At 43.0% G+C, this 23520-nt stretch carries 27 protein-coding genes; 20 read left to right on the forward strand and 7 right to left on the reverse strand.

The genetic code is table 11. The features are described from left to right. The 5 genes from CJD30_RS09095 to CJD30_RS09115 all read left to right on the forward strand — a co-directional run. Nucleotides 1-1078, forward strand: a 1078-nt coding sequence (locus CJD30_RS09095) for a sensor domain-containing diguanylate cyclase (protein ID WP_294918472.1), incomplete at its 5' end; no start/stop codon positions are given. Between the two features lie 45 nt (nt 1079-1123). Then, on the forward strand, nt 1124-2542 hold the full coding sequence (ovoA, locus tag CJD30_RS09100; protein WP_294918473.1) for a 5-histidylcysteine sulfoxide synthase: 1419 nt from the start codon (nt 1124-1126) through the stop codon (nt 2540-2542). Beyond that, nucleotides 2535-3710, forward strand: coding sequence for a pyridoxal phosphate-dependent aminotransferase (locus CJD30_RS09105; RefSeq protein ID WP_294918474.1), 1176 nt, complete (start codon nt 2535-2537; stop codon nt 3708-3710). The genes ovoA and CJD30_RS09105 overlap by 8 nt, the downstream gene beginning before the upstream one ends. Further along, nucleotides 3694-4101 (forward strand): pyridoxamine 5'-phosphate oxidase family protein, encoded by a 408-nt coding sequence (locus CJD30_RS09110; RefSeq protein ID WP_294918475.1) that lies wholly within the window; start codon nt 3694-3696, stop codon nt 4099-4101. Before CJD30_RS09105 ends, CJD30_RS09110 begins: the two co-directional genes overlap by 17 nt. Nucleotides 4102-4297: 196 nt before the next feature. Beyond that, the gene (locus tag CJD30_RS09115; protein ID WP_294918476.1) at nt 4298-4978 is read left to right on the forward strand and encodes a dUTP diphosphatase; all 681 of its coding nucleotides are present in this window, start codon (nt 4298-4300) and stop codon (nt 4976-4978) included. Here CJD30_RS09115 and CJD30_RS09120 read toward each other — a convergent pair. After that, entirely contained in the window at nt 4966-5847 is an 882-nt protein-coding gene (locus CJD30_RS09120) for a lipid A biosynthesis lauroyl acyltransferase (protein ID WP_294918477.1), read from the reverse strand. The genes CJD30_RS09115 and CJD30_RS09120 overlap by 13 nt on opposite strands. After that, on the reverse strand, nt 5844-6839 hold the full coding sequence (waaC, locus tag CJD30_RS09125) for a lipopolysaccharide heptosyltransferase I (RefSeq protein ID WP_294918478.1): 996 nt from the start codon (nt 6837-6839) through the stop codon (nt 5844-5846). Before waaC ends, CJD30_RS09120 begins: the two co-directional genes overlap by 4 nt. A gap of 67 nt (nt 6840-6906) precedes the next feature. Between waaC and CJD30_RS09130 the strand changes: the two genes are divergently transcribed. The 8 genes from CJD30_RS09130 (at nt 6907) to pssA (ending at nt 13764) form a co-directional block, all read left to right on the forward strand. Then, nucleotides 6907-7815 (forward strand): PDC sensor domain-containing protein, encoded by a 909-nt coding sequence (locus tag CJD30_RS09130; protein WP_294918479.1) that lies wholly within the window; start codon nt 6907-6909, stop codon nt 7813-7815. Next, entirely contained in the window at nt 7812-8423 is a 612-nt protein-coding gene (gene hisH, locus CJD30_RS09135; protein ID WP_294918480.1) for an imidazole glycerol phosphate synthase subunit HisH, read from the forward strand. Before CJD30_RS09130 ends, hisH begins: the two co-directional genes overlap by 4 nt. Nucleotides 8424-8438: 15 nt before the next feature. Beyond that, nucleotides 8439-9137 carry a 1-(5-phosphoribosyl)-5-[(5-phosphoribosylamino)methylideneamino]imidazole-4-carboxamide isomerase gene (gene hisA, locus CJD30_RS09140; protein ID WP_294918481.1) on the forward strand — a complete coding sequence of 233 codons (699 nt, stop codon included), beginning with the start codon at nt 8439-8441 and terminating at the stop codon, nt 9135-9137. Between the two features lie 72 nt (nt 9138-9209). Beyond that, nucleotides 9210-9584: a chemotaxis response regulator CheY gene (locus CJD30_RS09145; protein WP_294918482.1), complete on the forward strand. Its 375-nt coding sequence runs from the start codon at nt 9210-9212 to the stop codon at nt 9582-9584. After that, entirely contained in the window at nt 9584-10420 is an 837-nt protein-coding gene (locus CJD30_RS09150) for a 50S ribosomal protein L11 methyltransferase (protein WP_294918483.1), read from the forward strand. The genes CJD30_RS09145 and CJD30_RS09150 overlap by 1 nt, the downstream gene beginning before the upstream one ends. Before the next feature lies 1 nt (nt 10421). Further along, the gene (ftsH, locus tag CJD30_RS09155; protein WP_294918484.1) at nt 10422-12380 is read left to right on the forward strand and encodes an ATP-dependent zinc metalloprotease FtsH; all 1959 of its coding nucleotides are present in this window, start codon (nt 10422-10424) and stop codon (nt 12378-12380) included. Between the two features lie 9 nt (nt 12381-12389). Beyond that, complete coding sequence (locus tag CJD30_RS09160; RefSeq protein ID WP_294918485.1) at nt 12390-13037, forward strand: phosphatidylserine decarboxylase; 648 nt, start codon at nt 12390-12392, stop codon at nt 13035-13037. A gap of 4 nt (nt 13038-13041) precedes the next feature. Continuing rightward, nucleotides 13042-13764, forward strand: coding sequence for a CDP-diacylglycerol--serine O-phosphatidyltransferase (gene pssA / locus CJD30_RS09165; RefSeq protein WP_294918486.1), 723 nt, complete (start codon nt 13042-13044; stop codon nt 13762-13764). Here the strand turns inward: pssA and CJD30_RS09170 are convergent. Both CJD30_RS09170 and serS read right to left on the reverse strand, forming a co-directional pair. Continuing rightward, nucleotides 13752-16094 (reverse strand): tetratricopeptide repeat protein, encoded by a 2343-nt coding sequence (locus CJD30_RS09170; protein ID WP_294918487.1) that lies wholly within the window; start codon nt 16092-16094, stop codon nt 13752-13754. The two genes, pssA and CJD30_RS09170, sit on opposite strands and share 13 nt — an antisense overlap. Before the next feature lie 16 nt (nt 16095-16110). After that, nucleotides 16111-17355: a serine--tRNA ligase gene (gene serS / locus CJD30_RS09175; RefSeq protein ID WP_294918488.1), complete on the reverse strand. Its 1245-nt coding sequence runs from the start codon at nt 17353-17355 to the stop codon at nt 16111-16113. A 222-nt stretch (nt 17356-17577) separates the two neighbouring features. Between serS and CJD30_RS09180 the strand changes: the two genes are divergently transcribed. The 3 genes from CJD30_RS09180 (at nt 17578) to CJD30_RS09190 (ending at nt 18542) form a co-directional block, all read left to right on the forward strand. After that, entirely contained in the window at nt 17578-17958 is a 381-nt protein-coding gene (locus CJD30_RS09180; protein WP_294918489.1) for a hypothetical protein, read from the forward strand. Nucleotides 17959-18039: 81 nt separating this feature from the next. Continuing rightward, complete coding sequence (locus CJD30_RS09185) at nt 18040-18291, forward strand: type II toxin-antitoxin system prevent-host-death family antitoxin (RefSeq protein ID WP_294918490.1); 252 nt, start codon at nt 18040-18042, stop codon at nt 18289-18291. Then, the gene (locus CJD30_RS09190) at nt 18291-18542 is read left to right on the forward strand and encodes a Txe/YoeB family addiction module toxin (protein WP_294918491.1); all 252 of its coding nucleotides are present in this window, start codon (nt 18291-18293) and stop codon (nt 18540-18542) included. Before CJD30_RS09185 ends, CJD30_RS09190 begins: the two co-directional genes overlap by 1 nt. Here the strand turns inward: CJD30_RS09190 and CJD30_RS09195 are convergent. Next, complete coding sequence (locus tag CJD30_RS09195) at nt 18539-19441, reverse strand: methylenetetrahydrofolate reductase (protein WP_294918492.1); 903 nt, start codon at nt 19439-19441, stop codon at nt 18539-18541. The two genes, CJD30_RS09190 and CJD30_RS09195, sit on opposite strands and share 4 nt — an antisense overlap. A gap of 53 nt (nt 19442-19494) precedes the next feature. On the opposite strand from CJD30_RS09195, the gene serB reads away from it, so the two are divergent. From serB to CJD30_RS09215, 4 genes are all read left to right on the forward strand, one after another. Continuing rightward, on the forward strand, nt 19495-20121 hold the full coding sequence (gene serB / locus CJD30_RS09200; RefSeq protein WP_294918493.1) for a phosphoserine phosphatase SerB: 627 nt from the start codon (nt 19495-19497) through the stop codon (nt 20119-20121). Next, entirely contained in the window at nt 20121-20459 is a 339-nt protein-coding gene (locus tag CJD30_RS09205; protein WP_294918494.1) for a hypothetical protein, read from the forward strand. The genes serB and CJD30_RS09205 overlap by 1 nt, the downstream gene beginning before the upstream one ends. 157 nt (nt 20460-20616) lie before the next feature. Next, nucleotides 20617-20949, forward strand: coding sequence for a cytochrome c (locus CJD30_RS09210; RefSeq protein ID WP_294918495.1), 333 nt, complete (start codon nt 20617-20619; stop codon nt 20947-20949). A gap of 175 nt (nt 20950-21124) precedes the next feature. Then, nucleotides 21125-21988, forward strand: coding sequence for a TIGR01777 family oxidoreductase (locus CJD30_RS09215; protein WP_294918496.1), 864 nt, complete (start codon nt 21125-21127; stop codon nt 21986-21988). Here CJD30_RS09215 and CJD30_RS09220 read toward each other — a convergent pair. Together CJD30_RS09220 and CJD30_RS09225 are read right to left on the reverse strand one after the other, a co-directional pair. Then, complete coding sequence (locus CJD30_RS09220; protein ID WP_294918497.1) at nt 21942-22922, reverse strand: 6-phosphofructokinase; 981 nt, start codon at nt 22920-22922, stop codon at nt 21942-21944. The two genes, CJD30_RS09215 and CJD30_RS09220, sit on opposite strands and share 47 nt — an antisense overlap. Beyond that, entirely contained in the window at nt 22919-23518 is a 600-nt protein-coding gene (locus tag CJD30_RS09225; RefSeq protein ID WP_294918498.1) for an ABC-type transport auxiliary lipoprotein family protein, read from the reverse strand. The genes CJD30_RS09220 and CJD30_RS09225 overlap by 4 nt, the downstream gene beginning before the upstream one ends. Nucleotides 23519-23520 lie beyond the last annotated feature (2 nt).

Below are 23520 nucleotides of genomic sequence, written 5' to 3' on the forward strand. Positions count from 1 at the left end.
GATATATTTTTCAGAGATGTATCAAGTGTGTTCGAATTCTTGCAATACTGATAGTGAAAAAAGATATTTATTTTCAGCTTCTGCCCCTATTTTGGATTATGATAATAAATTGATTGGCGTTGTCGTTATCGAATTTTCGGCTAATTTATTTTTTAATCAGATACAAGATTATTCCGGATTAGGAGAGAGCGGTGAAACACTTTTAGGCAAGCAAATCGGAGATAAGGTTATATTTTTAAATCCGTTGAGACATGATCCAAATTCGGGTATGAAACGGAGTGTCCCAATCCATGGGACGCTAGGTCGACCTGCTATTTTAGGTGCAACCGGTCATGTAGGTAGTGGAGAATCGATTGATTATCGTGGGGTAAAGGTTCTTGCCGCATGGCGATATGTTCCGATTGTCGGATGGGGAATGGTTGCAAAAATCGATGAATCTGAAGCTTTTAAGGCATTAGATATTATTCGAAATAGTATTTTATCAACCGTTTTGATCATATTTTTGATCGGATTGATCCTATCGCTAAGAATGACAAAGCACATGATAACGCCGGTCGATGTATTAGAAATGGAAGCTCATATGGATGCTTTGACCGGTTTGCCGAATCGCAAAATGTTGATGCATTTTTTGGAACAATCGCTTAATGAAGCACGATTAAAAGAGGCAATGGTAGCTATCATGTTTTTGGATCTTGACGGTTTTAAAGGGGTGAATGATTGCCATGGGCATGATATGGGTGATCAGCTTTTGAAAAATGTGGCATTGCGGCTTGGCAACGCTGTTCGGCAAAGCGATACGGTAGCCCGATTGGGCGGAGATGAATTTATCATATTGCTCCCCGGTGCCCAAGATACTAAAAATATTGAAAAAATAGCTAGAACGATTATCAATACCTTGAATGAACCCTTTATCATTAATAAGCAAACGATCACAGTAGGGGTCAGTATTGGAATCAGCGTATTTCCGGATAATGCGTTGGAAGCCGTTACAATGATTAAACAAGCCGATAAAGCAATGTATGAAGCAAAAAACGGCGGGAAAAACAATTATAAATTTTCAGAGGAATCAGAATCATAAATAGAATTGGATAAAATATCTCATAATGCTTCTAAGGATAAAAGTGTGTTGCAAAAGCAAATGAGATCGGTACGTTTAGATGGAACTGACGTCGAGGGTAAACGTTCAGAATTGAGAGCGTATTTTCATCAAAGTTTTGATCTGTTTGAATCATTGTTTGAATTATTTAAAAACGATAATGTTTATTACCTGCAATCCGAACCGACCCGTCATCCGATGATTTTTTATTATGGTCATACGGCGATTTTTTATATCAATAAACTGGTTGCTTCGGGGGCACTCAAAGAGAGGGTTAATCCTCACTTTGAGCAGTTGTTTGCTGTCGGTGTGGATGAGATGACATGGGATGCGTCGAGTGATTCGCTGACATGGCCTGCATTGGATGATGTCCGAGCCTATCGACAGAAAGTGCGTCAATTGGTTGATGAGATGATTATGACTCTTCCGATGACTCTTCCGATTATTCAAAGTGATCCATTGTGGGCGATATGGATGGGGATCGAGCATGAGAGGATTCATATCGAGACTTCCAGTGTATTGCACCGTCAGATGCCGCTGGAGTTTGTAGCCTCGCATGCGGATTTTCCGATATGTCCTGTACAAGGGGACGCCTTGGAGAATACGTTGATTGATTTCCCCGCTTCCGTGGTGAGTATGGGCAAAGGCGCTGAAAACCTTGGACTCTATGGATGGGACAACGAATACGGTGAGCAAACAATACGTGTTGAAGAGTTTCAAACCTCCAAATATTTGGTCAGTAATGGCGAGTTTATGGATTTCGTTGCTGCAAACGGATACGGTATTAGCCGCTGGTGGGATGAAGAGGGATTGCGCTATTTAGAGATACGCAAAGCGACATGTCCGCCGTTTTGGGTATTGCAAGAGGATGGATGCTACAAACTCCGAACGTTGAGCCAAGAGATCGAGATGCCCTACAACTGGCCGGTTGAGGTGAATGCGCTCGAAGCAGAAGCATTTTGCCGATGGAAAAGTGCACAAGATGGACAGACGTATCGTCTCCCTACCGAAGCAGAATGGAGAGCGATGGTGAATGCAGGCGGTATGAATGAGGCGATCTTTGATGATCAACGTGCCAATATCAATCTCGCCCATGCAGCTTCATCTGTCCCTGTAGATACCTTTGCACACGGAGATCTGTATGATGTTGTCGGGAACGTATGGCAGTGGACACAAACTCAGATGGATGCGTATGATGGGTTCTTTACCCATCCGTGGTATGATGATTTTTCGCTCCCGACGTTTGATGGGAAACACAATCTCATCAAAGGGGGATCGTGGATCTCTACCGGAAATGAGATCATGAGAGAGTCACGTTACGCTTTCCGTCGACATTTTATCCAGCATGCGGGATTTCGGTATGTCATCGGCGAGGGAGAGAATGAAACTGAAAAATATGCGCGGATAGAGCGGATGTTTGATACATGGAAAAAACGATATGGATGAGTTTCGCTTTATCGATCGTTCTTTGAGCAACGCCGAAAAATATGTATTGAGAGAAAAGCTTTTTCATACCGATGCGGTTCAGCCGCTATGGGTTGCCGATATGGACATTGCAACGCCTGAATGTGTGATTGATGCAGTGAAAAAACGATTAGAACATCCGATACTTGGCTATGAGATCATGAGCGACAGTGCGTATAGGGCACAGATCTCTTGGGTATCGGATCATCACGGTTTTGAGATGAAACGAGAGTGGCTCAGTTACTCCCCCTCGGTAGTTGCATCGATCGGATGTGCGATCAGAGCTTTGAGTGAAGAGGGGGATGAGGTGATCGTTATGGATCCGGTCTATCCTCCATTTTACTCGATGGTCAAAGAGAATAACCGTGCATTGATTCTCCATTCGCTGAAACAAGATAGCTCAGGAATCTACCACTTCGATCTGGAATATCTCACTACTCAGACTACCCCTAAAACAAAACTTTTATTGTTCTGTTCGCCTCATAATCCGATTGGTAGGGTATGGAGCCGTGATGAATTGAGTGCACTTGGGGCATGGTGTTTGAAAAACGGTATCCGTATCATCAGTGATGAAATTCACTTTGATATTGTATATGCTCCGCATAAGCATATCCCTCTGGCAACGTTATCCTCTGCTTTGTTAGAGAATACAATCACTTTGATGGGACCTGGGAAAACGTTCAATATGGCTGGATTCTCGATTTCGACGGTGTGCATTGCCGATGAGACGATCCGAAAAGCGTATATGCAAGAGGCGCATCGTATCCATATTGGTGAGGGGGCGGTGTTGTCTCATGTCGCTTTTGACGCGGCCTACAGCGAGGGTGGAGTGTGGCATCAAAAACTTTTAGAGCATTTGTACGCCAATATTCGTATGATCGAAGAGTGGATCATCAACTATCCACAAATCCGATTCTACCCTCCAGAAGGGACCTATCTGGCATGGTTGGATTGCAGAGGACTTGGATTGGGGGATCGTGAACTCAGAGCCTTTTTTGTCGAAAAAGCACATCTCGGATTGAGTCCTGGGCTTAGCTTCGGCAAAGAAGGATCGGGCTTTATGCGGCTCAATTTCGCGGTTCCGAAATCTGTATTGGCTGATGCATTAGAGAAGTTAGGGCGGGCATTGGACCATGATCGAAAAAATTGAATCGTTTATTTGCCAGCATCACTTGCTTAGTCTTGCCACAATGGGAGAGAGACTGTGGTGCTGTTCGATGTTTTATGCGTATGACCCGCATAGTATATCGTTTGTTGTAGCCTCTGAGGAGACGACAGAACATATGCGAAATGCTCTGCAAAATTCCCATGTCGCAGGGACGGTTGCGCTGGAGACCAAAACGGTAGGGAAAATTCAGGGGATACAGTTTAGCGGAGAGATCGAAGCGTGTCCGGACACACTGAAAAGTCTCTATTTCAAAGCATTCCCTTATGCCCGAGTTATGAATCCGACTCTTTGGTCTATTCGGCTTGATGATGTGAAGATGACCGATAATACCCTAGGATTCGGAAAAAAGATTACTTGGAAACGGGGGCTTTGAGTTGAAATAAAGTACATGGCTTTCCGCTCGAACTTTGGACAACCATGGAGGGGATCATTTTACTTTTGAAACCGTATGCCTTGCATCCGTGCGGCTGATGTGCTTCCCAGGTAACAAAATAGTGAATACATTTTTGACAGATAATTTTTTGCATAGGAAATTTTACCTATAATTTGAGACTTTGAAAAGGATAGCCATGAATAAATTACTCTGTATGCTTGAATTACAACAAAAATTAAATGATGCGACCAACGGCACAGGATGGGAAAAAGGGGTCACCAAAGATGGCAAACCGATCAACTGGCGCCGATGCATCTACATGGAATCGGCGGAGATGATTGATTCCTTCGGTTGGAAACATTGGAAAAGTATTGCTCAGCCGACCGACTACGATAACCTTCAAATTGAGATTGTCGATGTATGGCATTTTGTGATGAGTTTGGTCTTGGAATTTTCGAACAAAGCCGAAAGTATTGAGGAACTTTCAGAGCGTATGTCGCAAACGCCTGAATACCAAAAACTCAATACTTCGATTCCCCTTACATTCGGAAGTGATGTGCTGTTGATGACAAGAATCGAGAATGTTATGCGCCTCTCATTGATCCCTGTTTCGGCGGAGATGGTAGGGGCTTTGGTCGAGGAGTTTTTTGACTTAGCGTATTTGGGAGCACTAAACGCTACGGAACTGTACCGCTTGTATGTCGGTAAAAACATCCTCAACCAATTCCGTCAGGATCACGGTTATAAAGAGGGAAGCTACATTAAAATCTGGAATGGTTTGGAAGATAATGCAGTGATGAAAAATGCGTGGGAACTGAATCCGGATATGAGTCCCGAAGAGCTCTATGACGCTTTAAAAGAGGCTTATCCCGCATAAATTTCTTTGTACTCTTCTTTCCACCGTTTGTGACACCAGAACCAAAATTTAGGGTTCGCTCGGATCACTTTTTCGAGTGCGTCAACCTGACGCTGGGTGGCTGCGACAATAGAGGCTTCATCATCCCCTTTGACTTCAATCGGTTCTTCAAACGTAATGGTATAGTTCTCTTCATCGTCGGTATAAATGTATAGCCCTACGATAGGGGCGTCGTATTTGCGTGACAATATAGCGGGTGTGGAAGAATGATAGGTCGGATGGCCGAAAAAATCAACTTTGACACCGCTTCGTGCATTGCTAGCCTGATCGATCATCAAGGAGACAGATTCTCCCTTTTTGAGCGCTCTGGAGAGATGTTTCAACGCTCCCGATTTTTCATACATATCCATCCGGTGATTGGTTCTAGCTTCGAGCAAATAAGGTTCGAATGCTTTGTTATTGAGTGTTTTGTAAATAGAGAGGGTCGGGGTGATCAAATCGGCCAGGGCTGTTGCTCCGATCTCCCAATTTCCGTAGTGGGCAGAGATAAAGATAATCGCCTTTTTTTGCTCTAGCAGACGATCCACTACCTCTTTGTTTTTAAACGTCACTTTACTGCGAAGGTCCGCTTGGGTATTTCGTCGGTTTTCCATTACTTGCAAAAAATTCAATGCAAGATTTTTATAACAATAGCGCTCGATTTCGGTACGTTGAGCATCACTCAAGCCCTCCTGGAAAGCAAAATTAAGGTTTTGGTGAATGATCCGTTTTCGCTTTCGATCTAAACTGCATGCGAGATATGCCAAAAAAATAAAAAAGTTTTTGCGCCATCGTGCAGGAAGAGCCATTAGCAGTGAGTCCAATAGTAAAAAAAGACGAAATCCGATCATAATAATTCTTGAGCCTTTCGAGAGATGGTTTCAGGGGATATGAGACGGATACTAAAATCGTGCCGATTGATTTTGAGGATATTAACCTCTGAGGGAGATTTTATACCTAGATTTATCGTTGTCGGATAGATCATCCGCTCATTCGTTGGACCGAATAGCGTTATCGAAGGGCGATTCATCGCCCAAGCCATATGGGTCGGTCCGGTATCGTTTCCAATGATCAGATTACAATGGGAGATAAAATTGACCAGCTCACTGAGGGTCATTTTGGGTGCGACGATGGCATTAGTGGTATGTTCTGCTATCCACTGTGCATCAAGCCGTTCTGCTTCGCTTCCCCAAATGAGATAGATCGGATGTGGCAATGTCGAGCAAAGAGTGGCAAATTGTTCTTTCGGATAGCATTTGCTTGGCCAGGACGCACCGATCACACAAGCTATATTTTTTTCTTCTTCTTTGAGGAAAGAGGGGCGTTCTTTTTGGACAAAGAGGGGCTCTTTTTGGAGAATATCGTTTTCGTTGTAGGGGATATGCAATGCTTCGGTAATTACGAGAACATTGCGCTTGATCACATTCATTTCATAGGGTACGCTAGAGGTAGTAGCGTAAAACACTGCAGCTAATTTTTCTCGGATACTGTTTCGATCAAATCCGTGCACTTTTCCCCTGATGAGAGAAGCTACAATAGCCGATTTTAGAAGCCCCTGGGCATCGATGATCTGATCGTAACGTTCACGGGATCGGAGATTTCGGATAGTCTCTCGAAGAAGCTGAAAGTTTTTGGTTTTTTTAATCCGTTTGATAGGGACACGAATCACTTCATGAATGAGAGGATGATTCTGCAGTATCGGTGCAAACGCCTCTTCGACATACCAATCGATCTGTGCATTCGGATAGTATTTGTACACGATTTGCAACGCTACAGCGGTGTTGACGATATCTCCCAATGCACTGAGGCGAACAATAGCGATACGAAGTTTGGCTGAATTCATAAGCGTAACTATAGCGCAACTAAGCTACAATCACTATCAAAATATATGGGAGAAGGAATTAGAAAATATGGTTGTTCAAGACATTCAACAGTTTGCTGAAATTCGTCCGAAAGCGCGTGCTTATTTTTGTTATCTTTTCCATAAAAATCTTCCAAATCATCTCCCTTCTGTTTCGATAGAAACATTGACCGCTCGGTTATTGAAAATTCGGGGTGATTTGCAAGGACTTGAAGCGGCCTATTTACTCGATGCAGCCGGAAATCAGGTCTCTCCAACGTATCTTAAAAATGGAAAAAAAGAAGAAGATATAGGGATAAGCCGTTCAACGAGAGCTTATTATTATCGTGCGATGCATGAGAGACGATGTACGATCACCGATCCGTATCCCTCTTTGCTCAATGATGAACTCACCGTTACGGCATCCGAGCCTATTTTTGATGAGAATGGTGAAATCGTTTACGTCGCATGTATCGATATGCCCTTAGCGGAAGTATTGAAAATTGCTCATCCAATGGCGCTTGAATCGACGGCAGGGCGCTTTTTTAGAGTAGCATACGGGGCTTTTACCGTTGTGTTGGCTTTGGTATCACTGCTGCTATTCGTCAAAGGGATTGAGGGATTCTTGGCATACGGGATGGGGCAATACGATAAGATCGAGATCAAAGATGTCTTTGAAGCGACGATTTTGCTCACCTTATCTTTGGCGATACTGGATTTGGTCAAAACTCTCTTTGAAGAGGAAGTTTTAGGGCGTCCCAAACATGACCCCGATTCAAGTATCCATAAAACCATGGTACGATTTTTGGGCTCTATCATTATCGCCCTTTCTATCGAAGCACTCATGCTTGTCTTTAAATTCGCGATGACCGAACCGGATATGTTGGCCAATGCGATTTACATTATCGGAGGGGTTTCAATGCTTTTAGTGGGGCTTGCAATCTATATCCGCTTTACCAACTTAGGAGAACGTCGTTGATAGCTATTGTTGATTATAACATGGGCAATTTGGCCAGTGTTAAAAATGCTTTTGATCTGCTCGGAGAAAAAGTGGTTGTTGAGTCGAACCCGGATAAATTAGCTCAATACGATCGTATTATTTTACCGGGGGTAGGGGCTTTCGGTGATGCGATGGAACATTTGCGCGAACGCGGTATGGATGAGGCGGTTCGTGAGTATGCCAAAAGCGGAAAATATCTTTTAGGGATATGTCTGGGGATGCAGTTGTTGTTTGACTCAAGCGAAGAGTTCGGACTTACCGAAGGGCTTGGTTTGATTGAGGGGCGAGTCGTCGCGTTTGACACCAGCCGCTTTCACACACCGCTGAAAGTCCCTCATATGGGATGGAATCGAATGTTTACCAAAGAGCATCCGTTGTTTAGCGGGTTGGATGAAGCTCATTATCTCTATTTCGTCCACTCGTATCATGCTCTGACAGCAAATGCGGCGGATACCATAGGCGAATCGGTCTATGGGTACCGGTTTACGAGTGCTGTGGCACACGAAAACGTAATGGGAATTCAGCCCCATCCTGAGAAGAGCCACCAAAATGGGCTCACCATTCTCAAAAATTTTATTAACCTCTAAAAGGATGTATGAATTATGACTATTTTTCCGGCGATTGATCTAAAAGACGGCAAAGCGGTACGCCTCACCAAAGGATTGATGGAGAGCGCTAAAATCTACTCTGATACCCCGTGGGAGCTTGTTAAAACGTTCGAAGAAATGGGTGCACAATGGGTCCATTTGGTAGACCTTAACGGAGCATTTGCGGGAGAGCCGAAAAATTTGGAGCAGATTCGTTTAATCCGTGAAAATTGCAATGTCAAACTCCAGCTTGGGGGCGGTATCCGCGATGAAGCAACAATTCAACGCTATTTGGAGTTGGGAATTGATCGACTTATTTTAGGCTCTATCGCCCTTCGCGATCCGGAGTTTGTTAAATCAATGGCATCTAAATATCCAATCGTTGTCGGTATCGATGCGATAGATGGGTATGTCGCGGTTGAAGGTTGGGGTGAAGTGAGTAACATGAAAGCGACCGATTTGGCTCGCGCTTTTGCGGATGCCGGAGTCGAAGCGATTATTTGTACCGATGTTGGACGTGACGGTACACTTTCTGGCGTAAATGTCGATTTTACACTTGAAATTTCTCGTGCTTCGGGGATACCTACCATTGCGAGCGGTGGAGTTAAAGATGAGAGCGATATTCATGCTTTGTTAGCAAGTAATGAAGTATCCGGTGTCATTGTTGGAAAAGCATTTTATGAGGGGAGAATTGACCTCAAAAACTTTTTTTAAACTTCCCGCAAACTTGGTTAGGTTATTATTGGGAATTAATTCTGTAAAAATGTATCAATTAAAGGACATACTTTGAAATTATTGGTTGTAGATGATAGCTCAACAATGCGCCGTATTATCAAAAATACACTTTCTCGTCTCGGATATGAAGACGTTCTAGAAGGTGAAGACGGGTTACAAGGATGGAATGTTCTTGATAGCAACCCTGATATGGGAATGTTGATCACTGACTGGAACATGCCGGAAATGAATGGTTTGGAATTGGTCAAAAAAGTACGTGCAGATGCACGATTTACTGATCTTCCAATTATTATGGTAACGACAGAAGGTGGTAAAGCAGAAGTTATTACAGCATTAAAAGCGGGTGTAAATAACTATATTGTTAAACCGTTTACTCCACAAGTCCTTAAAGAAAAACTTGCTGCCGTACTTGGTACTGAGGGTTAATGCAAGATCACTATTACATGTTGGTGGTAAAACCATCATCACACTTTGAACTTTTTAGTGATTTTCTTGTTGATGTTTTACCGGTTGGATTTGAAGAGATCGATGAGGGTTTCATTATCCGAAGTGAAGAAGATCTTGAAACGGTCATGTGGGGGATCGAACAGTTCTCCGAAGCATTGCAACGTGCTGTCGGCGAAGTTATCGATGTTGAAATGACTCTCACTAAAGAAAAAAATGACGATTGGATCGCACAATATCAACAAGGTATTGCTCCGGTTGAAATCGATCCGTTTTATATCCACCCGACATGGGAAGCTCCGAAAGAGGGGATGTTAAATATCGCTATCGATCCGGCACTCGCTTTTGGAACGGGGCACCATCCTACTACGGCATCATGCCTTCGCGGTATTGCGAAATATGTTAAAAATGGCGATGAAGTGATGGATGTCGGATGTGGCAGTGGAATCTTGGCAATAGCGGCAATTAAAAAAGGTGCTATTGTCGATGCATGCGATACCGATCCTCTATCGGTTGAAAATGCTATAGTGAATGCCACACAAAACAATATCGATTATCGCCGTTTATGGGAAGGCCCTATTAACGAAACGAATGAAACATATGATGTGATCATTGCCAATATTGTCGCGGATGTATTGGTATTTATTGCAAGTGATTTGAGAAAACGGCTACGTGCGGGCGGAGTATTGATCCTTTCAGGGATTATGGACAAATACGAAGAAAAAGTTCTTCGTGCATATAAAAATTTTGAATTGACTGAACGTTTTGTTGAAAATGAATGGGTAACCCTTGTCGTAACACAAAAAGGAACTGAATAATATGGCTAATAATGAACCGAATCCAAACTCTTCACCGGATAAAAACGGTAATTTCTTCAATAAAAATCCTCTAATCACTTTTGCATTATTCTCGATTGTCGTTATCCTCCTTTTTAAAGCTGTAATCGGGGATGAAAATGAACTTTCCGGCAAACTAGCGGGGCAAAATGTCACCCGTACGCAAGAGATCAGTTATGCTGATCTTAAACGCTTGATCAATGAAAAACAGGTCGAAAAAGTTTCTATCGGGCAAACGTATATCCGCGCAATCGGGAATGACGGCAATGGAAAAGTTGCGTATACAACCCGTATTGTCGGACAAGATTCGACCTTGATCCCATTGCTTGATGCCAAAAAAATCAACTATGTCGGTTTCAGTGAAACCAACTGGTTCACCGAGATGTTCGGATGGTTGTTTCCATTTTTGATCATCATCGCTATTTGGATGTTTTTTGCCGGTCGTATGCAACGGAATATGGGTGGCGGAATTTTGGGAATGGGTAACTCAAAAAAACTTATCAATTCTGAAAAACCGAAAACGAAGTTTGATGATGTTGCGGGTGCACAGGAAGCAAAAGAAGAGGTTCATGAAATTGTCGATTTCTTGAAATTCCCGGATCGCTACGTAGAACTCGGTGCGAAAATCCCAAAAGGGGTTTTACTTGTCGGTAGCCCGGGAACAGGTAAAACGCTTTTGGCTAAAGCGGTTGCGGGAGAAGCGGAAGTACCGTTTTTCTCAGTTTCAGGTTCAAGCTTTATCGAAATGTTTGTCGGTGTGGGTGCGGCGCGTGTTCGCGATTTGTTTGAGCAAGCCAAAAAAGATGCCCCTTCTATTATCTTTATCGATGAGATCGATGCGATCGGTAAAAGTCGTGCAGCCGGCGGTGTGATGGGCGGTAACGATGAACGTGAACAAACTCTGAATCAGCTTCTTGCAGAGATGGACGGATTTGGTACGGATACGCCGATTATCATTTTGGCAGCGACCAACCGTCCTGAAATTCTTGATCCGGCATTGTTGCGACCGGGACGATTTGACCGTCAGGTATTGGTAGATAAACCTGATTTCCAAGGGCGTATCGATATCCTCAACGTTCATGTCAAAGGGGTCAAGCAAGACGCAGATGTCGATCTTGAAGAGATTGCCCGTCTTACTGCAGGTTTAGCAGGTGCCGATTTGGCAAACATCGTGAATGAAGCGGCACTTTTGGCGGGACGGAAAAATCAAAAAACCGTTCGACAAGCCGATATGCGTGAAGCGGTTGAACGTGCTATCGCCGGACTTTCTAAAAAAAGCCGCCGTATCGATGAAAAAGAGAAACGGATCGTGGCGTATCATGAAAGCGGTCATGCACTGTTGGCTGAGACAACCAAAGGGGCTAAAAAAGTTTCAAAGGTTTCCATTGTACCTCGCGGTTTAGCAGCGCTTGGGTATACCCTCAATACCCCAGAAGAAAACAAGTATTTGATGCAACGCCACGAATTATGGGCTGAAGTGGATGTATTGCTTGGTGGTCGGGCTGCTGAAGAGGTATTTATCGGTGAAATCTCTACAGGGGCGGCAAACGATTTGGAACGCTCTACCGATATCATTAAAGCAATGGTACAAATGTACGGTATGAGTGATGTAGCTGGATTGATGGTGCTTGAGAAACAGCGCAGCAGTTTCTTGGGTGGCGGTATGACCCAGGCACGTGAATACAGTGACAAAATGGCTGAAGATATGGATACGTTTATTAAACGTTCTCTTCAAGAGCATTATGAACGGGTAAAAGCCAGATTAGAAGAATATCGCGATGCGATTGAAAAAATTGTTGAACTTTTATATGCCAAAGAAAATATCTCAGGAGAACAAGTTCGCGAGATTATTGAAGCCTATGAGGTAGAGCATAATATCCCAACAAAACTAGAGCCACGTAAAAAGATTCCGGATAGTCCAAAAACCGTAATTGATGAATAGGAGCAAAAAATGAGTATACAAAATGACACGTTTATCCTCTCAAACCGAGGATGGTTATTATCGGGCGTTTTGGGCGCTCTGTTTTTGTTTTTTACGATGACGGGACTGCATCTGTTTCAATTTGTATTCGGGGGATTGCTTCTTGCGGTATTGATGATTTTCAGAAACCCTGAACGCAATACTAATGAAGCAGAAGAGGATGCTGTTATCAGCAGTGTTGATGGGATTGTCCTTTCAATTGAAGAGAGTGTTGTAGATGAGCAAAAAATGTCAAAAATTACGATCATGAATTCACTTTGGGATGTTTCGATGCTGCGTGCTCCGTTTGATTCTGAGGTTGAAGGATTTAAAATTCGTCGTGGTGCCTCTTTGCCGCTTTATAATCCGCTATCCGATACATTGAATGAGAAAGCGGTCATCTCTTTTCGCTCTAAAAAAGGGGATGAAATTTATATTGAACACCTCAGTGAGCAAAATTGTTTTCCGATCGGGATTGAACTAGAAAAAAGTCAAAAATTCAAAGAGGGTGCGCGATACGGGTTTTTGGGAAAAGGGCGTAGTATTATTTATCTCCCCTCAACTGCTCGTGTTTCGGTTAATGCAGGAGCTTCGGTTCGTGCGGGCGAGAGTGTTATCGGATATTTAAACGCGGCGTAATACGATGCGCCAAACTCCTCCGCCGATCGCCTATCTTCTTCCAAACTTTTTCACCGCTGCTTCTATATTTTCCGGTTTTTATGCAATTGTATTAGCTTTGGAAGGGGCATTCGATTCTGCACCCTGGTTTATCTTTTTAGCGCTCATTTTTGATGGGTTAGATGGGCGGGTTGCCCGTTTGACGAACACGGCAAGCCATTTTGGCGTAGAGTTTGATTCCTTAGCGGATATCGTAGCCTTTGGTGTAGCTCCTGCTTTTATACTCTATCTGTATGCGGGTGAATCTTATGGACGTATCGGTATCGTCGTCAGTGCCCTTTTTATCATTTTCGGCGCGGTTCGGTTGGCACGATTTAATGTAACCACATCACGGATTGAACCGAGTGTTTTTATCGGGCTTCCTATCCCTACGGCAGCTATTATGATTTCGATTGCTATCCTAGTGATGGAGCGGTATCATGCGTTGAGCAGTTATAAAGTTTTTATTCTTCCTCTTGCGTTGATTTTGGCAATTTTGATGGTAAGTAATATACGTTATCCGAGTTTTAAAAAAATGAATGTGAAGACATTCCACTTTACCCGATTTTTAATCGGCTTTATTACTGTCGCGATGGGTATTTTTGTCTATCCGATCGAAGGTATGGCTATTCTTGCGGCAGGATATCTGCTCTATGGCCCTTTACGGGCCTCTTTTTATATGTTGCGGCGTCTTTTTCACAGAGGGTGATAGTTTTTAGGCTCTTTGGCTAGTTTTTCGGTATCGATTTCAAAGTCAAAATTTTGTGATTTGAATCCCGTATTTCCCATTTTATCAAGCTGAATAACCGCGGCAGGATTATTTCGGCTTTGCATATACAAGAGTGACAATGCATACAGCGTATCAGGATATGTAGGATTTTGCATTTTCGAAAGTTCCAAAAGAGCAATCGCATTCTCATAATGACGCGCGCCGATGGAAGCAGATGCCCCCATGAAGAGTGTTTTTTCATCACGGATTTTATGGGTATCGATGAGCTGGTTATAAAGCGAATACGATTTTTCAAATTCTTGATTGTAAAAATACGATTGCGCTAACGCACCGATAATATCGGTTGTATGATCGGTTGTGACTTGTAGTCTTGTTTCAAGCCGTTCAATAAGCGGGGCCAATTGTCCGGTCATAGCAGACATTAAAATCATTCGATTACGTGTAATCTGCGGGCCGTAGTACAAATCGTCGTAATGAAACGATATCTTTTTGAGATAGTTGATTGCTGCACCTGCAAACGCTTTTGGTTTTTGATCACTGAAATGGGTATCTATCACCATCAAATGAGGCAAAATATCGTTCGGTTGTAGTGCAGCCAAACGTTTTGCATATTTACGTGCTTCTTCTTTTTGCCCGGTTTCAGATGCAATTTCCAAATTTAGGGCAAGATAGAATGGACGCTCTTTGTATTTTTTATCGAGCCATTTTGAAGCACCCGGTACATTGTTTTGGGCAATTTCCAAAAGGGTTCGATACAGTTCAAACTCCTCTTTATCGCTCTCTTGAGTTAGATTTTCTTTGATGATCGCAGAAAGTTTGGTGGTGTCTTTGCCGATCAAATTTCCACTCATGATCGCGAAAATCCCGGCAATATAGTTATTGGCATCCAGGTGATAAGATCGAAGAAAATGTTCATGCGCTTTTGGCGTATCCCCGAGCTGAGCATAGGTGAGCGCCAAGTCATAATGCAAGATAGAGTGCTGAGGATTACGTTTTAGTAAGGCATTTAGCTGTTGATTGGCATCTCGGAGCCGGAATTTCAATGCTTTTTGTACGGCTAGAGCAATACCGTAGTCTACGCTTGATGCACGTGTACTGGTTTGGAGATACTCTTTTGCTCCGGCAATATCGTCAATATACATGTTCGCAGCACCCTTGCGAATATAGTTGAGTGTTTGATCTGCATTGAAAATTTTATAAGGAGCAAAATAAAAGAGTGTTTGGATGATTTTTGGTTGATCGTTTTGTTTATGTTCGCGATAAATGCGTTGTAATTCATCTGGATTGTACAAAGAGGGTTTTAAAAAGATACGAAGAGGATACGGTGTGTAGGCAAGATCGGCATTTAAATCGGTTGCCTCTTTGATCAGCCCAGAAGCTTCACGGTGCTGACCTGCTTTGAGATCGACGAATGCCAAGGCAAGTTTCTCTTGAATCGGCGTATCGTTTTGTAAAATTGCATCGTGAAGATATTTTTTGGCCTTTTCGACATTTCCTAAATTGGCATATAAAAGACCGAGTGTAAATGAATCTTGTTCCTGCAATGGATTTTCCATTGCATTGATTGCATCGTTATATCCGCCGAAGAGTGAGCTGATTTTTGTACGCAATTGATTTTGAGTGGTTTGATACTCATCGGTTGTTGGGTGTTTTAGGGCACTAAGCGCTTCTAGATAGTTCCCTTTGTAATAGTTGATGAGTGCGTAATAATACGAGTACATCGGAGAACTGCTCTCTTGCGGGAGATACGTTTGGGCCATATTGATGTAGTAGTTGAAATCTTTTTCACGCTTGAGATTTAAACAGCATACGGCGGCGTTGATCGCACTGACACATCGGTTTTCACTGCTGGCAATAGAGCGTTTGAAATTGCTTAGAGCTTGCTCAAATTCCCCCTCTTTGAGTTGAACGACACCAAGATTATATTGACTGATCGCTTCAGAATAGAGGGCAATTTTTTCATACAGTTTGAGCGCTTCGGTTGCGTTCCCGTTGGCATAAAGATAGTTCGCCCGCTCAATCATATTCTCTAATTCGCTGGGTTCTATGATCTCTTCCGTTGCTACCTCAGTTGTGTTTGATTCTACAGCGGCAGCTCCTTCTTTACCATGTCCTTTGAGGAAGAAGAATGCTCCTCCACCTGCCGAAAGCAGTAAAACAAGCACACCCACACCTATTAAAATCATCTTTTTCTTTTTAGAAGATCCGGGTGACTCCTCGGCAGTTTCGTTGGTGCTTTCGTCAGATTTCGCGACACCTGCGGCATCGGATTCTTCAATGATGATTATCTCTTCTTGCTCTTCAGCCATGGGCTCTCTCTAACCTTTAGAGGTATTTTTGCAATACGGCAGGGATGACAATCGAGCCGTCTTCTTGTTGGAAGTTTTCCATAATAGCTATCATCGTCCGACCAACTGCTAAACTTGAACCGTTTAGAGTATGGGCGAGGATATTTTTTCCTTCGTCTTTATAGCGTATGCGAGCACGGCGTGCTTGGAAATCGCGCGTATTGGAGACGGAGCTGATTTCACGGTAGGTATTTTGTCCTGGAAGCCATACTTCAAGATCGACCGTTCGTGCCGCACCAAATCCCAAATCACCGGTACAGAGAGTGACGAGGCGGTGTGGAAGGCCGAGTGCTGAGAGGAGATCAGAAGCACACGCAACCATCTCGTCAAAGACTTTATCGCTTTGATCTTGGGTTGTGATAGCGACGAGTTCGACTTTGTGAAACTGGTGCTGACGGATCATACCGCGTACATCACGTCCACCGCTTCCGGCCTCTTTACGGAAACATGAGGTGTATCCCGTCATCTTGATTGGAAGGTCGGAAGCGTTGATGATTTCATCTTGGAAAAGGTTTGTAAGAGGCACTTCTGCTGTCGGGATCAAAAAGAGTTCTTCTTCTTCAACTTTGAAAAGGTCGTCTTCAAATTTTGGAAGCTGTCCTGTTCCTTCCAATGCACGGCGGTTGACGAGCATCGGCACGCTAAACTCTTCAAATCCCCGTTCGCGGTTGAAATCGAGCATGAAATTAATCAGCGCGCGCTCTAAACGTGCACCCATCCCACCGACGACACTGAAGCGGCTTTTGGCAAGTTTGACACCGCGCTCAAAATCGATCCAGCCGTTTTTCTCTGCCAGTTCCCAATGCTCTTTTGGAGTGAATGCAAAGGTCGGAGGGGTGAGAACTTTACGAAGCTCGACGTTACTCTCTTCATCTTCACCATCAGGTACATCGGTATCGGGGATATTCGGGACGCGCATGATGATAGCATCGAGGGCTTCTTCAGCGGCACGTTGTGCTTCCAAAAGATCGTTTAGGGTTATTTTATTGGTGTCAACTTCGATTTTCAGCTCGTCAGTGCTTTTTCCCTCTTTTTTGTATTGTCCGAAAAGTTTGCTCAACTCATTTTGTTTGGCTTGAAGGGTTTCAAAGGATTGTTTTGCGCTTTTGAGGGTCTCATTGGCAGATTTTAGTTCAGCGATGGTATCAGCGGAGACTTTTTTGCGCATCAGCGCTGCTGCGGTTTCGTCAAAATTTTTCTGGAGAAGTTTTACATCGATCATAAAAGCTCATTTCATGGATTTAATAATGATCGATTATAGCCAAAAGAGGCTGAAATTAGCTCAAAAATCTTCCGTATCCTCCTCCATCCGCCCTGTGTTTGTCGAAGGGTAAATTCATGCTTGGACAAGCTTACCAAGAATGGAAGTCATATATTGTAAAATAAACATTGAGTGGCTATAATTATTATAAATTAATTAAAAATGTTAGATTGAGATGTAAAAATGCAAACTGTTACAGTACCAAAAGAAGTTATATGGGTTACGAGGTTAACTTGGATATGGTTAATAGTTAATGTTATTGTTAACTACACGTTAAGTGGTCATGATAATCTTATCGCTGCATTAATTTATTTAATGGTTGCTTCAACAATCATTCCGATTATTTGGGTAATAAACTATTTTCTAAAAAAAGCAAATAAATGGATTATGTGGATTTTTTTAATAGTTTCGGTGCTAGTTATACTTTTGGATATATCTACATTGTTATTTCCTTCATTACTGACAACTGAGGAACTTGAGGGAATGCCTTCTCGTATCATTCGTATTATATTTGGATCGCCAATTGTATATTTATTGCTAAAAAAGAGAAGTTTTTTTAAATAATATTTTTATATTGCCAACATCTTGACAAAACTACATTTATTCGACATAATGACAATATATTGACAAAAAAAGGAGTGTGTGATGCAAGCCATGTTTTATTCTGCGGCACGCAACAATCTGCGAAGCATGATTGACAGTGTCTGTAATGACTGTGAAGAGTACATTATTACGACCAAAGATAACCAAAGTGCGGTACTGATCTCTTACGAAGAGTATGCATCGATGAAAGAGACGATGTATCTGCTCTCGTCGAAAACAAACCGTGATCGACTGCTGGATTCCATCGATGAGATCGAAAACGGTGAATTTACTGTCCGTGAGATAGCGAGTTGATGATTGCGTTTTCGACCCACGGATGGGAAGACTATCTCTATTGGCAAAACAACGATAAAAAGATACTCAAACGGATCAATATTCTTTTAGAAGATATACGTCGAAACCCCGATGAGGGATTGGGGAAGCCTGAACGGCTCAAAGAGAATTTATCGGGCTATTTGTCCCGCCGGATTACGGCGGAGCATCGTCTCGTCTACACGATCAAAAATGATCTCATCATTGTGGCACAGTGTAGATTTCACTACTAAGACAAAATCGCCTTGGCTAACTCAAACTGATTGGCAGTCATGATGTGGATTTTCGGATGGAGCGCTTTGAGCTCTTCGAAAAGGTTTTTGCTGAGTTCAAATCCTATACGATATTCTTCATCTGGGCTGATGAGTGACGCCGTTTCAAGTGCTTCGACCCACGTGTGCGGTACAAAAATTCCCGGAACATTCTCATCCAAAAATCGGGCGGTTCGGAGTTTTGTGATTGGGAAATAGCCCAAAATGAGAACGCATTCTGCATTATTTTCACGGTTGGCTTCTTCCATCATTGTTAAAAGCTTTTGAGCGTTTTCGAGATCGTAAACAGGTTGAGAGATGATGCCGATTGCTCCGTGAGCTACCTTTTTTGTCATCTTTTTTTGCAGCGTTGCAGCACTTTTGGCATAGGCGTCAATGACGGCGAAAGGATAAATCTCTTGGACTGGGGCAAGAAGCTTTTGTTCTGCCATATCGGTTCCGCTGTTGAGTGTCGTGATGATGTCGAGGAGGAGTTTACTGTTCCCCTCAAATACCCCTTTGGCATGCGGCTGATCAGAGTAGTGGGCACTGTCACCCGTGAGGGCGAGAATCGTGCGGACATTCGACTCGTTGGCACCGAGGAGATCGGATTGCAATGCGATACGGTTACGATCGCGCATACTCATCGTCGCCAATGCCGGTTTTCCAAAACGATCTTGCAGCTTCATTGCGGCAAAGAGGGCGTTGTATTTGAGTTTAGCCAGCGGATTATCGGTGGTGCTGAAGCCATCGACGAGCTGATCCAAACCTAGCGCGGCAATTTTTTCAATCGTCGGAGCGAACTGGGCAGAGCGTGAGGGTGTCGTCTCGAGGGTAATATAGGTGCTGTTACGTAGTTTATCGATAAAGGTTTCGAACAAAAGGTGCCTTTGGATATAATTGCGTCATTATAACAAAATGTGGGAAATCTATTTTGATAAAATTAGCTGTATTTGATTTTGATTCGACGTTGATGGATGGTGAAACAATCGATTTTTTTGCCGAAGCGCTTGGAATCGGAGAAAAAGTAAGTGCCATTACGGAACGGGCGATGAACGGAGGACTCGATTTTTTTCAGAGTCTTCAAGAACGCGTCTCTCTTCTAAAAGGGTTGGAATTTGGTCTGGTGGAAGAGATTTGTCAAAATCTCCCCTATATGCCCGGCGCTGTTGAAACGATTGCCGAGTTAAAAAAGCGAGACATCAAGGTGGTCTGTTTTAGCGGCGGATTTCGCACCGCTACCTCGTATGCCAAAAATATCCTTGGGTATGACGCCGATTTTTCAAACGTATTGCACGCAAAAGAGGGGAAACTCACAGGGCTTGTCGGCGGGGATATGATGTTCGATTTCTCCAAAGGGGATATGTTGGTTCGACTGCAAGGGCTTTTTGGTATCACAGAAGAGGAGACTATGGTTGTCGGAGATGGTGCGAATGATCGATCGATGTTTGCCCATGCAGGGACACGAGTCGCATTTTGTGCCAAAGAGATCCTCAAAAAAGAGGCAAATGTTATCGTTGATACCAAAGATCTCACTCAAATTATTACAAAGGTGTTTTAATGCTAGAAAATTCTTTATGGTTGCGTTACAACCCTAATAAAACAATTCGTGAAGTATTGGCTCGTATTTATGAATGCAGTGCTGTTGAGATCGGTGAGGATGAGAGATCCCTGTATGCATCACTAAAGCGTCACTTAACCAAAAAAGAGTTTCGTATGGTGATGATGAATGAAGCGGGACTTTCACCTGAAGAGATTGGTGAAGAAGTTGGTCTAAATGGTGCTGAACTCAAAAAAGCACAGTATAAAGCGTATCGAAAAATCCGTCAGGAGAAGATCCGTCGCGAAGTACAGGTGAGTATGGTAAAAGAAGAACTTGCTGAAGATGATGGTGAATAATTGATACATTTTTGATAAAAAAGCCAAAAAAGTATCAAATTTAGAATTTGTTAAACCATTGTTTATTGTTTATCCGATATCATGTTATCCGTATCAAGACATCTCCATCTGTTTTTAAAATAGTGAAAGTGTCTTACAATTATCCAAGGAGAATGATATGAAAAAGTCAACATCACTTTTTCTTGCGGCAGTAGTTGCTGTAGGTATGATGAGTTCAACGGTTTCAGCTGATGACAAAAAAGGTCAAAAAACGTATTTGAAAACATGTAAAAACTGTCATGGTAACGGTACAAAAGGTGCAGCGATGCATACACAAGATGAGTGGGATGACCTTTTTGCAAAAGGTGGTGCTGTAATCATCAAGAAACATGCCGGTACAAAAGCTGAACCATATTTCAATGGTGATGCATTCAAAGATCAAGCTCAAGATCTTCGTGATTTCTTATTCATGTACGGTTCTGACTCAGGAAACGTCCCTTCTTGCGGCTGATTCTTTCATACCCCTTTTGATAGGGGTATCCTCTTTTCTCTTACATTTATCCCTCTTTTATTTTTTTATTTCAAGCGTATACCATTAGGATTGGTTTAAGTCTGAAAACCAGTTATATCTTTAAACTTTTCGTACGTTCAATAAGCTACAATAGTTTTGACTTAAAGGGATGAATATGAAAATAGCAATATGTGGAATGAGTGGATTTGTCGGTAGTGCTTTGAAAGCTTTTTTTGAAAAGCAGGGGGATGAAGTTATTGCTCTTAGTGTTCGTAGTGATACTTCGGTAGAAAATATAGCTAAAAAACTCAATGGCAGTGATGTTCTGATCAATCTTGCAGGGGCGAATATTCTAGGGCGGTGGACACAAAGTTATAAATCACTTTTGCGCCAAAGCCGTTTGGAAACAACGAAAAAACTGGTTGATGCCATTGCATTGTGTGATGCTCCTCCCCATACATTATTAAATGCTTCAGCCGTTGGCGTGTATGATGCTGATCATCAACATGATGAATTTTCTTCGCATTTTAGTAACGATTTTCTGAGCCAATTGGTTCAAGATTGGGAATCAGCCGCATTTCGTGCCCAATCCGAATTGACCCGAGTCTGTGCAATGCGTTTTGGAGTGGTGTATGGAAGAGGGGGCGGTGCTATGGCTAAAATGCTTCCTCCGTTTAAAATGGGATTAGGCGGAAAAATGGGAGACGGGTTTCAGATGATTTCATGGATTCATCTCGAAGATTTGGTTCGTGCCGCTGCTTTTTTGATCGATCATCCCCAAATACAAGGTGTTGTGAATTTGACTTCACCCGAACCGATCAGCAATTTGGAACAAACCAAAGCGATGGGACGGATATTGCATCGTCCCGCTTTCTTTGATCTTCCCGAGTGGGTTGTTAAATTGGCATTTGGAGAAGGCTCTTCGGTAATGCTAGAATCCAAAGAGGTTTACCCCCGTGTCTTACAAGAAGGTGGATTTGTATTTCATTATCCTACATTTGACAGTGCGATGGAAGAAATTGCTCACGCCCAAGGCTGAGGAGTTCTTTATCAAGTTGATAAGGATTTAATGCCACTTCATCAATGGTTTTGAAATTGAAATGACTTTTATTGTAGCAGATGATCGAATGGTTATTTCCCTCCAAAAGTGCATCGAGGGCATAGGTGACGAATTTATATGCCATCAAACGGTCATATACGCTAGGATTTCCTCCTCGTTGAATATGTCCCAATACGGTTACTCGTGATTCAAATCCTAACTCATCTTCAAACCATTTTGCCACTTTGTCGCTATCCAACGCTTCCGAAACGATAGCAATAAAATAATCCCGCCCTTTTGCTACTTGTGCTTTAAAACACCCTTTGTATTCATTGATATCGATGGGAATTTCGGGGATAAGACACATCTCTGCACCGGATGTGATGGCCGTGATCAACGCAAGATAACCGCAGTCACGTCCCATGGTTTCAATGATAAAAGCTCTGCGAAACGAGGAAGCGGTATCGCGTATTTGGTCAATTGCATCGCGTATCACTCCCAAGGCGGTATCGACTCCCAGACAATAATCGGTACCGTTAATATCGTTATCGATTGTTGAGGGGATTCCGCAAAAAGCGATTCCGCTTTCGTGGTAGAACCGCTCCATTCCCCTAAAGCTTCCGTCTCCTCCCATCACGATCAGTTTGTCAATACCGTGAGATCTAAGATTCTCTGCGGCGATGGCGCGATACGATGCTTCTTTGAACCGTGCTGAGCGTGCTGAACCGATTTTGGTTCCGCCACGGGTAATAATGCCTGCTACATCGTGGTAATCAGCGGGGATGATGAGATTATCGATAAGTCCTTCATAGCCGTTTCGGACAAAATAGGGTTGCAGACCTTTTGCAAAAGCGTATTCGACAAACCGCTTGAGTGCCGGATTCATCCCCGATACGTCACCGCCGGAGCAGAGGATAGCAATTTTTGAATTCATCGGTTCTCCTTGATATCGGCGCTAAGCCATTGGAGCGATTGCCTGTTTAGCTCCAGAAGGGCATTTTTGAGTGCTTCTACCCCTCCGGCTGCATCAGGGGTTGGTGCAGGGGTAGTAATGATGAAGCGTTTGGTTTTGATGGTATGCTTTGTTTTTGGATCAAGCAAGCGATAGGTAATATCGATGTATCCTTCACTCATCGAGCCGATAAATCGATGATGAAACGCGTTTAAATCCGATTCCAAAATCCAATCGGATTGGACAAGAGACGATGTCGGAGCAACAGTCGTAAAAAGGTGTTCGGCTTCAATCGACTGGATTAAAGAGCGTTGAATGAACGATGATGGGGTGTCATTCCATCGACTGTAAAGATAGTTTCCGGTTTCAGTGTCTTCACGAAGATAGAGGATATTTTTTCCGATCAATGAAGGGAGTGCTTTCGGTGATGCGATGGAAAGCGATTTAGAAGCAATCAGGGTGTTTTGTCTCTCTTTTGTCGGCTGTAAAAGAAGGGTGTACTCACGGATGGATGGAGTTGAGGATGAACATCCCATCAAAAAGAAAAGAGTAAGAATAGCAAATAAAAAAAATCGCATGA

Source organism: Sulfuricurvum sp. PD_MW2 (assembly GCF_002633015.1).
In the GTDB taxonomy this organism is placed as follows: domain Bacteria; phylum Campylobacterota; class Campylobacteria; order Campylobacterales; family Sulfurimonadaceae; genus Sulfuricurvum.